Below are 15210 nucleotides of genomic sequence, written 5' to 3'. Positions count from 1 at the left end.
CAGGCCCATGGCACGCGAGGCGGAAACACTGACGGTTCCCGGTCCGGACGGGGAACGCGAGATACGAATTTCAAGTCCCGGACGGGTGCTCTGGCCCGTCCCGGGGATCACCAAGCTCGATCTGGCGCGCTACATGGCGGACGTGGGTGAAGCCTTTATTCGGGCCAACGGGGACCGGCCGGTCTCCCTTGAGCGTTTCCCCGAAGGAATCGAGGGGGAAGTGTTCTTCTCGAAGAATCCGCCCCGGGGCATGCCGGAGTGGATGCGCGGGGTTACGGTGACCTATCCCAGTGCCCGGTCCCACCCGCAGGTGGTGCTGGATGAGCCGGCGGCCGCGGTCTGGGCGGTGCAGATGAACACAGTGGTATTCCACCCCTGGCCCTCGCGGGCGGAGAATACGGACAATCCCGATCAGCTGCGCATCGATCTGGACCCCCAGCCGGGCACGGACTTCGACGACGCCGTCCCGGCCGCGCTGGAACTGCGCTCCATCCTCGCCGAGGCAGGTCTGGAGGGGTACATCAAGACCTCCGGCAACCGCGGCATCCACCTCTTTGCCCCGATCCGGCCGGAGCATGAGTTCCAGGATGTCCGCCATGCCGTCATTGCCGCAGCGCGGGAGGTGGAACGGCGGATGCCGGAGAAGGTGACCACCGCGTGGTGGAAGGAAGAGCGCGGCCCGCGTGTATTCGTGGATTTCAACCAGGCCAACCGGGACCGGACCATGGCAGGGGCCTACAGCCCCCGCGCCCTCCCGGATGCCCCCGTCTCCTGCCCGATCAGCTGGGAGGAACTCGAACAGGTGCATCCGGGTGACTTCACCATTGCCACCATTCCCGAGCGGCTGCGTACGGTAGGGGATCCGTGGGCCGACATGTATGCACGGCCCGGCTCCATCGACGTGCTGCTGGGCTGGTGGGAGCGGGACCTGGCCAACGGGCTGGGCGAGCTGCCCTTCCCGCCGGACTATCCCAAGATGCCGGGGGAGCCGCCCCGGGTCCAGCCCAGCCGGGCCCGCCGCAAGGACTGACGGACCCGTACCCGGGCCGGGTTTCCTCCCCGGCCAGGTGCCCCCGGCAGACTCCGGCGGCGCCGGAATCCGCTGCGGGCCTGCGCGGGACGGGCTACGCCTTTGCGACCGTAATGGACCACTCCGCCGGACCGGTCTTGGAGAAGTCCGTGACCGGGTAGCCGCTTTCGGCCGCCCAGCGGGGGATGGCGTCCGTGGCCTGGGTGCAGTCGAAGTTGATGACCAGCTCATCGCCCACAGTCATGGTTTTCATGGCCTCCTTGGCTTCAACCAGAGGGAAGGGGCAGACGGATCCGTTGGTTTCCAGGGTTACTTTTGCCACGGTGTGACTCCTTTGTGGTGGGGTTTCGGGTGGATGGATGAATGAAACGGCTGCGGGTGGGGCAGCGGAGGTCATACTCCCGCCGGTACGCGCGCAGCTGCGGGTGCCTGCCGGCGGTTCATGATGGTCAGCTTCGCGGCCAGGCCGGTGCCCAGAATCATAAAGACCAGGGCTGTCCAGCCCTGGAAGCTGAACTGCGCCGTCTGCACCATGGCGTTGCCGATGGTGCACCCGCCGGCCAGTGCGGCGCCAATGCCCATCAGCGCGCCTCCGCCCAGGCTTTTTATGACGGTGGCGGCGTCCGGCACCCTGACCCGGAATTCTCCACTGCCCTTAGCGGCAATGAAGGAGCCAAGGAGGATGCCGACAACCAGGAACACGCCCCAGTCCACCAGCTCGGCGTCACCGGTCACCAAATAGCCAACAAGCTTGGAGGAGGGTGTGGTGATGCCCAGACCGTCTTCACGGCCCGTGACCCAGCTGAGCGGCCAGGCGGCAATGGCAATAATGCCGATGACCACCGCGGTGGCGAAGGCATTCCACGGCTTCTCGAACAACAGGTGTGCCAGGCCGGTTTTGGAAGGCGGCAGGGCGGCCATTGCGATGCGGGGCTTGTTCAGGTGATGCCGGACCGCCAGCGCGACGGCGGCAACCAGTACGGCGACAAACAGCCACGGAGAAACACCCAGGACGGTGTAAAAGTTGCTTTGTTCCACGGTCACTGAGCGCATGGCCGTGTTGAATCCGGCCAGCGGTCCCGTCTTCATGATGGCGGCGAAGAGGGCATAGGTAATCAGGGCAAGCCAGCTGCCCACCAGGCCTTCACCTGCCCGGTAGTAGGTTCCGGTGGCGCAGCCGCCGGCCAGGACGATGGCGAAGCCAAAGATGAAGCCGCCCACAATAGTGGCGAGCCAGGGAAAGGCATCGCCATGGAGCGTGATGACTCCGGCTGCGTCGAGGGCGAAGACGCCCACACTCTGAACAGCCACCACCACCAGGAAAGCGGTCAGCCACCGCGTATTGCGGGTCACCCAGATGTCACGGAAAGCGCCGGTAACGCAGAAGCGCCCCCGCTGCATAACGAAACCGAGGGCCACCCCCACCAGCAGGCCTGAAATTAGCATGGAAAGAACTCCTGAGAAGACGAACTGCGGCCTATCCCGCCGCAGTTGAGCAACGCTAGTGCGGGCCTGCCCCGGCCCTCAATGAGTGTGGCGCCATGTGACCGGGCATGAAGCCGGGTTACGGAACGGCTGGACATCCGCCGGCTTTCTTTGCCGTCCGGGCGGGCAGGCAGGAACGGATGCATGGCCGCCACGGGTGGGCGGTGCGATGATCGGAGGGCAGGACCCTGTACATCCAACCGTGGAACGGGATGCGATGCCGACCATCTCGGTGGTGATTCCTTGCCGAAACGATGCCCCCATGCTCGCCGCGTGCCTGCGGGGCCTGGCAGAGCAGACCCGTGCCCCGGATGAAATCCTGGTGGTGGACAACGCCAGCACCGACCGGACCGCGGAGGTCTGCCGGGCCTTCGGGGTCCGCCGGGTCCGGGAGGACAGTGTCGGTGTTGCCGCAGCAACCTTCCGCGGCTTCGACGAGGCCGCCGGTGAATGGCTGACCCGCATCGACGCAGATTCGGTTCCGCCACCGCACTGGCTTGCCCAGCTGGAGACTGCCCTGCTGGCGGCCGGCAAGGACACCGCGGTGACCGGCCCCGGGGATTTCTACGGAGCAGGTCCGGTGATCCTGTGGATTGCACGGAACCTGTACATCGGCGGCTACCGCTGGTCAATGAACCTGCTGATGGGACATCCGCCGCTCTTCGGCTCCAACTTCGGCTTCCACCGCAGTATGTGGGAACAGGTCCGGGACCGGGTCCACCGCGGCGTTCCCCGGGTCCATGATGACCTGGACCTCAGTTACCAGCTGCGCCCGTGGATGAACGTTGTGTGGGACGAGACGCTTCGCGTCCGGGTGTCTGCCCGTCCGTTCCATACCTGGGCCGGGCTGGGCAGGCGGCTGGCCATGGCCTATGTAACGTTCCGGGTCGATTTTGCCGCTGAGGGGCCGCTGGCCCGGCGCAGGGAACGCCGGTACCTAGCGGGCGGTGCGGTATAACCGCAGCAGGTCGCGGGTCAGCTGATAGGGGGATTCCTCGCTGGGGCTGTGTCCGGTGGCGTACACGGCAAAGGATGCGCCAATGCTCGCGGCGAACTCCCGGTGCAGCCGGACCGGCCACACATCATGCGCACCGACACCGACGAATTTGGGCACCGTCGTGGCGCCCAGGGCGGCGCGCAGGTCCGGGGCGTGGCGCATCAGCCGGACCATGTCTCGGATCGAATCCCGCCGGGTGACGGTGAAGCGGAGGTTGACCAGTTTCATCCGGCCTGCCGGCGCCCTGATGAAGTTGCGCCTGACCCCCCAGACAATCAGGTCCGCACTGATCCGGTCGCCGATCAGCGGAGCGAGCCACCCGATCCGGCTTACGCCGCGGAAACTCTGTCCGCCCCGGGGCGGACAGCCAAGCAGGGTCATGCTTCGAAACAGGTCCGGCCGCCGCAGTGCCGTGAGCTGGACGACGACGCCGGCAAACGAGTACCCGACCACATGGGCGGGGCCGTGAACGGCCAGCACCGAGATCAGGTCATCAACAAACAGGTCGTAGTCATAATGGGCCCGCGGAGGGTGCAGTTGCTCCGGGCCGGCCCCGGCGGACTCATACTGGCCGGCCAGGTCATAGCTGAAGGCGAAGTAGCCGGCGGCGGCAAGTTCGGGGAGTATAAGGGAGAAATCCTCCTTGGAGCCCATGGCGCCAGGCACAAGGATGACCGGCGTATCGGCAGGGCTGCCCATACTGACGGCGGCCAGGGCCCCGCTGGGTGCCGGGAAAAAGGATCGCCCGGTTCCCGGTGGCAGGACCGTCCAGTCAATGTCGCCCAGTGCGGCGTCCCGCGCAGCAGCCGGGTCCGCGGCGGCAGCTGCACCTGGATCCGCACCCGGTCCCGCAGCCGGTTCCGGGTGCAGTCTGCGGGGAAGCCTCCGCCCGGGAAAGATTCCCCTAAATGCCATGGCTAAAAGATAGCGGCCGCGGACTGCCGCCGTCTGCGGGGCGGAGGCTGCTGACCTGTTCAGGCGGCAAGAAACCCGGAAGATGCGTGCCGCGTGCTACCTGCCCGGGCAGGCCGGCCGTCACACGTTAGAATCTTTATGCCTGCCCCTAAATGTCCGAACCATCCCATTCCCAGGAGCTGACGTTGCCCGCAAAGCGTTCCCCCAACAAATACGTTTACCGAGGTATTGTCTTCACGGGCCTCGCCGCACGCGGCCTCTTCCGGGTCCCGGTGATTCCCTCGGGCCTGGAGAATCTTCCCACCGGCGAACAGATCCGCGGATTGGACCGCAAGGTGGTTCCCGGCAAAGGCGCCGTGGTAGCCATTACGCACTTCGGGTATCTCGATTTTGCCTTCGCTGAGCTGCTCATCTGGCGGAAGCTGAAGGTGCATATGCGCTTCCTGGTCACGAAGAAGGCGGCTAAAAAGCCCTTCGTCAAGGCCGTCTGCGACTGGTGTGAGCATGTGGTGGTGGACCGGGCCGACGGTGCTGCTGCGTATGCGGAGTCCGTGGAAAAGCTGCGGGGCGGAGACTATCTTGCGGTTCTCCCCGAAGCCGGGGTCAGCCGCAGCTTCTCGGTCCGCGAATTGAAGACCGGCGCTGTGCGCATGGCCGCCGAGGCAGGTGTGCCGATCATTCCGATTTCCATCTGGGGCGCCCACCGGATGAAGACCCGCGGACACGGGCTGAGCCTGTCCTCGGTGTGGAAGACACCGGTCCGCATGCACGTGGGCGAAATGATCCGCGTTGACGAAAATCCCGACGTCGCGGCGGAAACCCTGCGGCTGCAGGAGGAACTGCAGGCCGGAATCGACCATTGCATTGACACGTATCCGGTCACTCCCTCCCCCGGTGCGTGGTGGATGCCACGCAGCCGGGGCGGCAGCGCCATGGGTGTGGAGGAACAGCGTGTACTGGATGCAGCTGACCGGGAGAAGTACAAGATCACCGGCTAGAGGATGGGGTTGCCTCCGGTGACGGCAATCCGGGCTCCGGAGATGTAGCTGCCGTCCTCAGAGGCCAGCAGCACGTAGGTCGGTGCCAGTTCAGCCGGCTGGCCCGGCCGCCCCAGGGGTGTGTCGGCTCCGAAGGACTCAACCTTGTCTTCGGGCATGGTGGCCGGGATCAGCGGTGTCCAGATGGGCCCAGGCGCCACGCTGTTGACCCTGATGCCGCGTTCGCCAAGCAGCTGCGACAGGCTGGCGGAGAAGTTGGCAATGGCTGCCTTGGTTGCTGAATACGGCGCCAGCGTGGGCACCGGCATGTCGGAGTTCACCGAGGAAGTGCCGATCACTGAGGAGCCCGGGGACATGTGCGGCAGGGCTGCCTTCACCAGATAGAACATCGCATTGATGTTCACCTTGAACGTGTACTCCCACTCGTCGTCCGGAATCTCCTCAATGGATTCGCGGTCCATCTGGAACGCCGCGTTGTGGACAAGGATGTCCACCTTGCCGAACTGGTCAACAGCGGTATCGATGACGCGGCGGCACTGAGCTGCCGTATCCAGGTCTCCGCGCACCAGTACCGCCCTGCGGCCGGCCTCTTCCACAAGCCGGGCGGTATCCCGCGCGTCCGCATCCTCGTTCAGGTAGGAGATCACGACGTCGGCCCCCTCGCGTGCGTACGCGATGGCCACTGCCCGGCCGATACCGCTGTCGCCACCGGTAATCACGGCGGCTTTGCCCTCGAGCTTCCCGCTGCCGCGGTAGGTTTCCTCGCCGCAATCCGGAATCGGCGTCATCGCCTCCTGCGTTCCGGGCACTTCCTGTTGCTGCTTTGGCTGGTTCATGGTGGTCCTTTCCTGGCTTCGCTCCTGGTCCTTGGCGTGCTCCGTGCAGGCGTCCGTCACCGGAAGGCCGGGGCAGGTACCGGGGCTCACCCCGGTACGTGCCCCGGCACCGACCGCGGACTACGTCACGGCTACTGTGCGGCCACGGCGTCCAGCGCCTCGGCTACGGGCGTTGTGCCGTTGTTGAATTCGATGGTCCGGCCTGCCGTTTCGGGGCGGTCGAGGACCTCCGCTGCCACATGGGCAACATCCTCGCGGGATACCTGGCTGCCGGTAACCCCCGAACCGGTTTCAATCCGTCCCGTACCCGGATCCAGCGTCAGTGCGCTGGGGCCGAGAATGGTCCAGTCCAGCCCGCTGGCACGCAGGTGCTCGTCGGCGTCGGCCTTGGCCTCGGCGTACGCGTAGAACCCATCGTCCTCCGGCACACCGTGATCCTTGCCTGCCCCGAAGTAGGAGACCATAACGTACCGCTTCGCGCCGGCAGCTTCGGCTGCGTCCATCGACCGGATGGCTGCGTCCCGGTCCACGGCAAAGGTGCGCTCGGGGCTGCCGCCGCCGGCTCCGGCAGTCCAGACCACTGCATCATGACCGCGCAGCAGCTCGGCCATCTCCTCCGTGGACAGGTCCTGGACGTCGGCTACCTTGGCAGCGGCCCCGGTGTCCTCGACATCCGCGGTGTGGTCCGGATTGCGGAACACTGACGTAACGGAGTGGTTTGCGGCGGTGAGCCTGCGGGCGAGGTGGAGTGCAACTTTTCCGTGTCCCCCGATGATGGCGATGCGTGACATGCGGCATTCCTTTCGTTGACTTACGTGCCTCCACCATAAGCATGCTTCGCATATTTTTGCTGCGAGGGAACGCGTCCTACGCCAATGGCTTAGTTTCCGGGACCGGGAATAGCGGCCCGGGGGATAGCGGGCGGTTCCCTGCGGCCGCTATGATCGCGCCACACCCTGGAACCCCGGAAGGAACACTGTGTCCCTTACTGCAGTTCGGCCGGATCTCACAGTTGAAACGATGGAAGGGCCGGTGCGCGGCGCCGTGAACAGCGGCCTGCGGACCTGGCGGGGGATCCCCTATGCCGCCCCGCCGGTTGGTGAGCTGCGGCTTCGCCTCCCGCAGCCGGTACGCCCATGGACGGAGGTGTTCGACGCCACGGCTTATGGCCCGGTGCCGCCGCAGCCGCGCGGCCGGGGTTTCCTGGGTGCCGGCCGGCGGACGCCGATGGATGAGGATTGCCTGACGGTGAACGTCACTGCGCCGCTGGCACCCGCAGCGCCGCGGCCGGTCCTCGTTTACCTTTACGGCGGAGGCTTCACCACGGGAGCCGCTTCCGCCGAGGCGTATGACTCCACCAGGCTGGTGGAACGCGGGGACGTTGTGTACGTCTGCATGAACTACCGGCTCGGCGCACTGGGCTTTATGGATTTCCGCCGGTACTCCACGCCGCAGCGTCCCTTCGACGCGAACTGCGGCCTTGCAGACCAGGTTGCGGCCCTGCGCTGGGTCCAGCGGAACATTGCCCGGTTCGGGGGAGATCCGGGCAATGTGACCATCTTCGGTCAGTCCGCCGGCGCCATGTCCGTGACCGCCCTGATGTGCGCACCCTCGGCAAAGGGCCTGTTCCACCGGGCCATTGCCCTGAGCTCGGCACCGTCCACGGCCTACGGACCGGGACTGCCCGAAAAATGGGCCGCCAACCTGCTGGACCTCCTCGGCGTCCCCGAAGCCGACGCCGGAAAGGCCCTGGCCAGCCTCCCGGCGTCGCGCCTGGTGGAGGCGGCGGTGCGCCTGACCCGGGACGTGGCCCCGGAATCCGAACCGGGCACGCGCGCCGTCGCACCGGTAGTGGACGGTGACTTCCTGCCACTGCACCCCATAGACGCCTTCCGGGCCGGGACGGCGCACCGCGTGCCGCTTGTCATGGGCAACATGGGCCGCGAAGGTGCCCTCTTCGACCAGTTCGAGGATGTGCTGCCAACAAAGCCGGAGCGGATCGACACCATGTTTGCCCTGACCGGGCCTGACCTCAAGGACCGGGTGCTGGGCGCCTACCCCGGTTATCCCGGGAAACGGGAAGCAGTGGATGTTGGCGGCGATGCGGTTTTCTGGCATCCGGGGATACAGGTGGCGGAGGCCCACTCAGCGTTTGCCCCAACATGGTCCTACCGCTTCGATTACGCTCCCCGCATGGCCCATCTTTTGGGACTGGGTGCCACCCACGGCCTGGATATCCCGGCTGTGTTCGGCAACTATGCCTCCGGGCTCGGCCGGTTCCTGACGCTCGCCGGCGGCGGACGCACTGCCGTTTCGGTCAGCAACCGTTTCCAGGGGGCGCTGCTGCGGTTTGCGCGGACGGGGAATCCCGGGCCGATGTGGCCTGCGTATGAGACACAGTCACGCAAGACCAAAATCTTTGACCGGACGGATCAGATAGTGCCAGACCCGCACCACGTCCGGCGCGTTGCGTGGAACGGCTACCTGGGCTACCGGTGAACCGTAAACCCGCGCGGGGGGAAGTGGTCCGTGGGGGGGGGTGGACGGGGGCTAAACGGGGAGCTCGCGCAGCAGGCCGCCCAACCGGAGCAGTTCCAGGGGCGCATGCTGAGCCAGCGATAAGCCGACAATATCTCCGGCGTCGCTGACCGCATCGATGATGCGCAGCAGGTCAGGAACGCGGACGCCGCGGCTGCCGCCGCCGGTGGTGTCGGCAAAATCGCGCCGGTCCAGTACATCCAGGTCCACGTGCACCGCCAGTTTCGTGGCACCGGTCAGTGCCAGCCATTCCAGGATCCGGCGGGTGTCCTCAGGTGTATCCGTGATGCCCACGCTGCGGATACCCAGGCGCTGTTTGGTGCCGATGCCGGGATCCTGCCAGTCCCGCAGGCCGATTTGGAGAATATTGGACGGCGGCACCACGGCGGGCAGCGCCGCGAGGAACTCTTCGTCACCCTCTCCGGCCAGGGTTGCCAGCGACATTGACCGGAACCCGGTGTAACCGTCGCCCGGCGTGCCGGTATCCGGGTGGGCATCCACCCACAGCACCGCCAGATCCCCGCTGTACAGTGCGGCAAGATGGCTGAACGGAGCTACACTCACCGAGCATTCCCCGCCAAAGGTCACCACGGTCTCCGGGGCAGCGTCCTGTATCACCTCCAGTGCCTGCCGGAGCTGCTGGAGAACGGCGCCGCGCGCATAAATGCCGTCTACCGTTTCCACTGCCGCGTCCGATGTATCCGTACTTACCGGCACAAAGGCCGTGGGCCCGTCATGCAGCGGGGAAAGCAGCTCCAGCAGGGGCGGGCCCAGATGGTAGGAGAGCAGGGTCTGGTGCGGCTGGCCTGCCGGCAGCGACCCTACGGTTCCCGCTCCTGCGGCGCCCTGCCACTGCGGGAAAATCAGGCGGAGGGCCCCGGGGCCGGTGGGATGCATGGAATTCATGGCAGTCCTTAGGTGCGGAGGGGATAACCAGCCTACCGCCGGGGCACCGCGCAGAAACAGGCCGCACGCAAAATAGACTGGTGGTATGACTGCAACACTTGTCGCCCGGGATCTTTCCGGCGGCCACGCCCACCGCACCCTGTTCGAGCACCTGTCGCTGACCGTCGCCCCCGGCGACGTGGTCGGCGTGGTGGGTGCCAACGGTGCCGGCAAATCCACGCTGCTGAGCCTGCTGGCCGGCGCTGCCGAACCACTGGCCGGAACGGTCAGCACCAATCCTGCTGACGCCTTTGTGGGCTGGCTGCCGCAGGAGCACGAGCGGGTACAGGGTGAAACAGTGGGTGCTTACCTGGCCCGCCGGACCGGTGCGGCTGCGGCCACCGTGGCCATGGAAAAGGCTGCCGAGGCGCTGGGAACGGATACCCCCGGTGTGGACGATGTGTATGCCGCTGCCCTGGATCGCTGGCTGGCCTCCGGAGCTGCGGATCTTGAGGACCGTGCCCCGTCGGTGCTCGCGGACCTCGGGCTGGAGGTGGAAATGGACGCACCGATGACCGGCCTGTCCGGCGGGCAGGCTGCCAGGACGGCCCTTGCTGCGCTGCTGCTGAGCAGGTTCGACATAGTCCTGCTTGATGAGCCCACCAATGACCTGGACCTGGACGGGCTGGCCCGGCTGGAGCAGTTTGTCCGCGGCCTGCGCGGCGGGGTGGTGCTGGTCTCCCACGACCGGGAGTTCCTGGCCCGCTGCGTGACCACCGTGGTGGAACTGGACCTGGCACAGAACAGTGTGGGTGTGTACGACGGCGGATACGAGGCGTTCCTGGAAGAACGCGCCGTCGCACGCCGGCACGCCCGCGAGGCCTATGACGAGTTCGCAGACAAGAAGGCCGATCTTGTTTCCCGGGCCCGGACCACGCGGGAGTGGAGTTCCCAGGGCGTGCGCAACGCGATGAAGAAGAATCCGGATAATGACAAGATCCGCCGCAAAGCCAGCACCGAGTCCTCCGAAAAGCAGGCACGCAAGGTCCGCCAGATGGAATCGCGGATTGCCCGGCTGGACGAGGTGGAGGAACCGCGCAAGGAATGGCAGCTGCAGCTGCGCATCGGGGCGGCACCTCGGTCCAGTTCCGTGGTCGCCACCCTGAACGCAGCGGTGCTAAACCGCGGCAGTTTTACCCTGGGACCGGTTTCCCTGCAGGTTAATGCGGGGGAGCGGATCGGCATCACCGGCCCCAACGGTGCGGGAAAGTCCACCCTCCTCGCGCTCCTGCTGGGGCGGGAAACCCCGGACGCCGGCACAGCGTCCCTGGGAGCCTCCGTGGCCGTGGGCGAAATTGATCAGGGGCGCGGGCAGCTGCCGGCCGGTGCCAGGCTGGGCGACGCATTTGAGGCCGCCGTCCCTGAACTTTCCGCGGCGGAAGTGAGGACCCTGCTGGCCAAGTTCGGGCTCAAGGCGGACCAGGTCGGCAGCAGGGTCGGGGACCTGTCTCCCGGTGAGCGGACGCGTGCGTCCCTGGCACTGCTGCAGGCACGGGGGGTGAACCTGCTGGTTCTCGATGAGCCCACTAACCATCTGGACCTGCCCGCGATCGAGCAGCTGGAAGAAGCGTTGGAGAGTTACGAGGGTGCGTTGCTGCTGGTATCCCATGACCGGCGGTTGCTGGAAAATGTGCGCCTGGATGTGCGGTGGGAAGTTGAGGGCGGGACCGTCCGCATCCGGTGAGCGGCGTCCTCCCGTGCCGCGGCAGCAGGGGAGGACATATTGCTTGACCGAATGTGATAGAAATTATGCAGGCTGCATCCCCGCGGATGCGGCGCTTAGCTCACGGATTGGTCTCGCTAAGTTATCGGACGATTTCACGGAAGAAGTGTCCAATGGATCCATGGAGTGGAAAACGCGGCTGCCCGGCAGCCAACCTGCACTGCGGCTGGGGAAGCGGCAGTGCAGCCGGGACGCCTCAGCGGTGTCTGCCCGGTGACGCCCCCGGAGTGGGCGGCTGGCAGTACGGCCTTTGGCTGTGAAGGCGCTGAAGCGGGCTGATCTGCCCGTCCTGATTGTTGTCTGGATGCTGTGCGTGGCCACTGACTGGTCCACGGGCACCAAGATTGCATTGAACGTCTTTGCCGTTGCCCTGCTTTGCGCCAAGGAATTCGGCGTCCACCGCTATCTGGTCAAAAACGCCGGTTCGAGGGTCTCGGGACGCCGCAGCGCGGCAGGACGGCTCGTTTCCGCCGCGTAGTCCGCCGTCCGAAAGAGTGCGGCCGCGGCACAATCCCGCACGGCGTGCAGCCGTGAGCGGCTCCGTCTCTGGTTAGCTCTTGGGCGCCCGGCTATCGTTGATAGTCGCAGGGAGCAGGCTCAGCTTTCCCCGGCCGAAAAGAGTTCGTCGTGGATATTGGCGTTGAATCACTGGTGGTTGAAACCCGTAACGGTCGGGTTCAGGGCGTTGTTGACCAGGGTGTACGTACCTGGCGTGGTATTCCCTATGCGGCAGCGCCCGTGGGGGAGCTGCGGTTGCGCGCACCCCGGCCGCCGGAGAGCTGGACCGGGATCCGTGATGCACGCTTTTTCGGTGCGGTGCCGCCGCAGTCCAAGGCACCCAGCCTTACCGGCACGCACCGCCGGGTGGCGATGGACGAAGACTGCCTGAGCGTGAATGTGTCCGCCCCGCTGGACCCCTCGGATACCCTGCGCCCGGTTCTCGTCTACCTTTACGGCGGTGCGTTCAGTTCCGGGTCCTCGGCCGAACCTACCTATCGCGGCGCAAAGCTCGTCAGGGACGGGGACGTTGTCTACGTTTGCCTCAACTACCGCATCGGGGCACTCGGTTTTATGGACTTCCGTGCCTACTCGACCCCGGAACACCGGTTCGACGCCAATGTGGGACTGCGGGACCAGGTAGCGGCACTGGAGTGGATTCAGCAGAACATCGAGGCCTTCGGCGGGGATCCCGGGAACGTCACCCTCTTCGGCGAATCGGCCGGCGGCCTGGCGGTGACGTCCCTGATGTGCATCCCCAGCGCCCGGGGGCTCTTCCACCAGGCCTATGCCCAAAGCCCGGCACCATCGGGAGCATATTACCCCCACACGCATGCAGCCTGGGCCGCGGACCTGCTGGAAATACTTGGCATCAGCCCGTCCGATGCAGCGGAGGGGCTGACCACCATCAGCGCATCCAAGCTTGTCGAGGCAACCCGGAAGATGACCACGAAAATAGGTCCGGCCAAACAGCCAGGCTCGCTGAGCGTTTCGCCGGTGATCGACGGTGACTTTCTGCCGCGGCATCCAATCGACATGTTCCATGAGGGAGAATCACACCAGGTGCCGCTGGTGCTGGGCACCATGGCCCGCGAAGGGGCACTCTTCGCGAAGGTCTCCAACATCCTTCCGTCGACGCCTGAACGGATCGAGAAGATGTTCGCGGGGACCGATCCGCTCGCCCGGGACCGCGTGGTGGCAGCGTACCCGGGCTATCCCTCCCGCCAACGGTCCGTGGACATCAGCGGCGACCTGGTCTTCTGGTATCCCAGCCAGATGGTGGCCGAAGGGCACTCGCGGGTGGCCCCAACCTGGGCATACCGCTACGACTACGCCACGCCGATGATGAATCTCCTGGGCTTCGGCGCCACCCATTCCTTTGACGTACCCGTAATGTTCGGCGATACCGATAGGGGGCTGGCCAAAGCCCTCACGCTCCTGGGCGGAGGGGATGAGCTGAAAGCACTCTCCCGGAGGTTCCAGGGTTCACTGCTGAGCCTGGCCAGGCACTCCCACCCCGGCGCTGATTGGCCCGGATATGACGAGTTCCACCGGCACACACGCGTGTTTGATAAGGCCGACCGGATTGAATCCGATCCGTTCCCGGAACGGCGCAGGGCCTGGGCGGGCTACCGCGGCTACATCTGACGCGCTGCCCTGCCGGAGCGGCAGCCCCCCGGGATTCGGCGGCCGGTGCGGGCGCCTCTCGCGGCACCGGCGCGGGCGTCGTAAGCTGGCTTATGATTTCCAGCACCACAGTGTTCAGCACCAGTTTTCAGCACCGCAGCTAAGGAGAGTCAGAGCGCATGAGCGAACATTACGACGTCGTTGTTCTCGGAGCCGGACCGGGCGGGTATGTGGCCGCCATCCGTGCTGCCCAGCTGGGACTGAAGACTGCCATTGTGGAGGAAAAATACTGGGGCGGGGTGTGCCTTAACGTCGGTTGCATCCCCTCCAAAGCCCTGCTCCGCAACGCCGAGCTGGCGCAGATTTTTACCAATCAGTCCAAGACCTTCGGCATGAACGGTGATGTCACGTTCGATTACGGGGCGGCCTTCGACCGGAGCCGCCAGGTGGCCGACGGCCGGGTCAAGGGCGTGCACTTCCTGATGAAGAAAAACAAGATCACCGAATACGACGGCCACGGGGTCTTCTCCGATGACCACACCCTTGAGGTCAGCCTGTCAAAGGGCGGCAGTGAAACCGTCACCTTCGATAACGCCATCATCGCCACAGGCACCTATGTCCGGCTTCTTCCCGGTGTGGAACTGAGCGACAACGTGGTCACTTATGAGGCCCAGATCATGGACCGGGACCTGCCCAAAAAGATGGTCATTGTGGGCGCAGGGGCCATCGGCATGGAATTCGGCTATGTGCTGCGCAGCTACGGTGTGGACGTCACCATCATTGAGTTCCTGGACCGGGCGCTGCCCAACGAGGATGTTGACGTGTCCAAGGAGATCACAAAGCAGTACAAGAAACTGGGCATTCCCATCCTGACTTCCACCAAGGTGGAGACCGTGAAGGATAACGGCTCCTCCGTAACGGTGGCCTACACGGACAAGGATGGGAAGGCCGGCAGCATCGAAGCGGACCGGGTCATGATGTCCATCGGCTTTGCGCCGCGTACCGAGGGCTACGGCCTGGAGAAGACCGGGGTGCAGCTGACGGACCGTGGCGCCATTGGCATCGATGACTTCATGCGTACCAATGTGCCCCATATCTATGCCATCGGTGATGTCACCGCCAAGCTCCAGCTCGCCCACGTAGCGGAGGCCATGGGGGTGGTTGCCGCCGAAACCATCGGCAAGGCCGAAACGATGCCGCTGGGTGACTACCGGATGATGCCGCGCGCCACGTTCTGCCAGCCGCAGGTGGCCAGTTTCGGGCTTACCGAGCAGCAGGCCCGGGACGAGGGCCACGATGTGCTGGTGAGCACCTTCCCGTTTACGGCCAACGGCAAGGCGCACGGGCTGGGCGAGCCGGTGGGTTTTGTGAAGCTGGTGGCGGATGCGAGGTATGGGGAACTGCTGGGCGGGCACCTGATCGGCCCGGACGTCTCCGAGCTGCTGCCGGAACTGACGCTGGCCCAGAAGTGGGACCTTACGGCCGCTGAACTGGCCCGTAATGTCCACACCCACCCGACGCTGAGTGAGGCGCTGCAGGAGGCCTTCCACGGATTGACGGGCCACATGATTAATTTCTAGCGCTGCACGCGGCGGGCAGAACCGATCGGCAGGGCCGCA

General features: G+C 65.6%; 14 protein-coding genes. 8 read left to right on the top strand and 6 right to left on the bottom strand.

The window, feature by feature from the left end; translation table 11 throughout:
- The first annotated feature begins 7 nt into the window (after positions 1-7).
- Positions 8-1030, top strand: a complete 1023-nt coding sequence (gene ligD / locus QWJ37_RS09225; protein ID WP_290245109.1) for a non-homologous end-joining DNA ligase — start codon at positions 8-10, stop codon at positions 1028-1030.
- A gap of 94 nt (positions 1031-1124) precedes the next feature.
- On the opposite strand, the gene QWJ37_RS09220 is transcribed toward ligD, so the two are convergent.
- Both QWJ37_RS09220 and QWJ37_RS09215 read right to left on the bottom strand, forming a co-directional pair.
- Positions 1125-1352, bottom strand: coding sequence for a sulfurtransferase TusA family protein (locus QWJ37_RS09220; RefSeq protein ID WP_290245108.1), 228 nt, complete (start codon positions 1350-1352; stop codon positions 1125-1127).
- A gap of 71 nt (positions 1353-1423) precedes the next feature.
- Positions 1424-2476, bottom strand: a complete 1053-nt coding sequence (locus tag QWJ37_RS09215; protein ID WP_227902008.1) for a YeeE/YedE family protein — start codon at positions 2474-2476, stop codon at positions 1424-1426.
- 241 nt (positions 2477-2717) lie between these two features.
- Between QWJ37_RS09215 and QWJ37_RS09210 the strand changes: the two genes are divergently transcribed.
- Complete coding sequence (locus tag QWJ37_RS09210) at positions 2718-3473, top strand: glycosyltransferase family 2 protein (protein ID WP_290245107.1); 756 nt, start codon at positions 2718-2720, stop codon at positions 3471-3473.
- Here the strand turns inward: QWJ37_RS09210 and QWJ37_RS09205 are convergent.
- The gene (locus tag QWJ37_RS09205; RefSeq protein WP_290245106.1) at positions 3453-4427 is read right to left on the bottom strand and encodes an alpha/beta hydrolase; all 975 of its coding nucleotides are present in this window, start codon (positions 4425-4427) and stop codon (positions 3453-3455) included. The two genes, QWJ37_RS09210 and QWJ37_RS09205, sit on opposite strands and share 21 nt — an antisense overlap.
- Positions 4428-4579: 152 nt before the next feature.
- Between QWJ37_RS09205 and QWJ37_RS09200 the strand changes: the two genes are divergently transcribed.
- The gene (locus tag QWJ37_RS09200) at positions 4580-5425 is read left to right on the top strand and encodes a lysophospholipid acyltransferase family protein (RefSeq protein ID WP_290245105.1); all 846 of its coding nucleotides are present in this window, start codon (positions 4580-4582) and stop codon (positions 5423-5425) included.
- On the opposite strand, the gene QWJ37_RS09195 is transcribed toward QWJ37_RS09200, so the two are convergent.
- Positions 5422-6261 (bottom strand): SDR family oxidoreductase, encoded by an 840-nt coding sequence (locus QWJ37_RS09195; RefSeq protein WP_290245104.1) that lies wholly within the window; start codon positions 6259-6261, stop codon positions 5422-5424. The two genes, QWJ37_RS09200 and QWJ37_RS09195, sit on opposite strands and share 4 nt — an antisense overlap.
- Before the next feature lie 131 nt (positions 6262-6392).
- Complete coding sequence (locus QWJ37_RS09190) at positions 6393-7052, bottom strand: SDR family oxidoreductase (protein WP_290245103.1); 660 nt, start codon at positions 7050-7052, stop codon at positions 6393-6395.
- 187 nt (positions 7053-7239) lie between these two features.
- On the opposite strand from QWJ37_RS09190, the gene QWJ37_RS09185 reads away from it, so the two are divergent.
- Positions 7240-8760: a carboxylesterase/lipase family protein gene (locus QWJ37_RS09185; protein ID WP_290245102.1), complete on the top strand. Its 1521-nt coding sequence runs from the start codon at positions 7240-7242 to the stop codon at positions 8758-8760.
- Between the two features lie 51 nt (positions 8761-8811).
- Here the strand turns inward: QWJ37_RS09185 and QWJ37_RS09180 are convergent, their stop codons facing one another.
- Positions 8812-9705: an arginase family protein gene (locus tag QWJ37_RS09180; RefSeq protein ID WP_290245101.1), complete on the bottom strand. Its 894-nt coding sequence runs from the start codon at positions 9703-9705 to the stop codon at positions 8812-8814.
- An 85-nt stretch (positions 9706-9790) separates the two neighbouring features.
- Between QWJ37_RS09180 and QWJ37_RS09175 the strand changes: the two genes are divergently transcribed.
- The 4 genes from QWJ37_RS09175 to lpdA all read left to right on the top strand — a co-directional run bounded on the left by QWJ37_RS09175 (position 9791) and on the right by lpdA (position 15171).
- A complete protein-coding gene (locus tag QWJ37_RS09175) occupies positions 9791-11428 on the top strand; it encodes an ABC-F family ATP-binding cassette domain-containing protein (RefSeq protein WP_290245100.1) in 1638 nt (545 codons plus the stop codon).
- A gap of 295 nt (positions 11429-11723) precedes the next feature.
- Complete coding sequence (locus QWJ37_RS09170; protein WP_290245099.1) at positions 11724-11945, top strand: hypothetical protein; 222 nt, start codon at positions 11724-11726, stop codon at positions 11943-11945.
- A gap of 149 nt (positions 11946-12094) precedes the next feature.
- Entirely contained in the window at positions 12095-13612 is a 1518-nt protein-coding gene (locus QWJ37_RS09165; protein WP_290245098.1) for a carboxylesterase/lipase family protein, read from the top strand.
- Positions 13613-13770: 158 nt separating this feature from the next.
- On the top strand, positions 13771-15171 hold the full coding sequence (gene lpdA, locus QWJ37_RS09160) for a dihydrolipoyl dehydrogenase (protein ID WP_290245097.1): 1401 nt from the start codon (positions 13771-13773) through the stop codon (positions 15169-15171).
- Positions 15172-15210 lie beyond the last annotated feature (39 nt).

The organism is Arthrobacter sp. YD2 (assembly GCF_030410475.1).
GTDB classification, from domain to species: Bacteria; Actinomycetota; Actinomycetes; order Actinomycetales; family Micrococcaceae; genus Arthrobacter_B; species Arthrobacter_B zhangbolii.
Note: the sequence above shows the minus strand (reverse complement) of the source record. Positions and strands in the feature narration are given on the sequence as shown.

Coding starts and splice junctions, on each gene's coding strand:
- lpdA (WP_290245097.1), top strand. CDS start 13,771: ATGAGCGAACATTACGACGTCGTTGTTCTCGGAGCCGGACCGGGCGGG.
- QWJ37_RS09175 (WP_290245100.1), top strand. CDS start 9,791: ATGACTGCAACACTTGTCGCCCGGGATCTTTCCGGCGGCCACGCCCAC.
- QWJ37_RS09180 (WP_290245101.1), bottom strand. CDS start 9,705: ATGAATTCCATGCATCCCACCGGCCCCGGGGCCCTCCGCCTGATTTTC.
- ligD (WP_290245109.1), top strand. CDS start 8: ATGGCACGCGAGGCGGAAACACTGACGGTTCCCGGTCCGGACGGGGAA.
- QWJ37_RS09195 (WP_290245104.1), bottom strand. CDS start 6,261: ATGAACCAGCCAAAGCAGCAACAGGAAGTGCCCGGAACGCAGGAGGCG.
- QWJ37_RS09200 (WP_290245105.1), top strand. CDS start 4,580: ATGTCCGAACCATCCCATTCCCAGGAGCTGACGTTGCCCGCAAAGCGT.
- QWJ37_RS09190 (WP_290245103.1), bottom strand. CDS start 7,052: ATGTCACGCATCGCCATCATCGGGGGACACGGAAAAGTTGCACTCCAC.
- QWJ37_RS09215 (WP_227902008.1), bottom strand. CDS start 2,476: ATGCTAATTTCAGGCCTGCTGGTGGGGGTGGCCCTCGGTTTCGTTATG.
- QWJ37_RS09205 (WP_290245106.1), bottom strand. CDS start 4,427: ATGGCATTTAGGGGAATCTTTCCCGGGCGGAGGCTTCCCCGCAGACTG.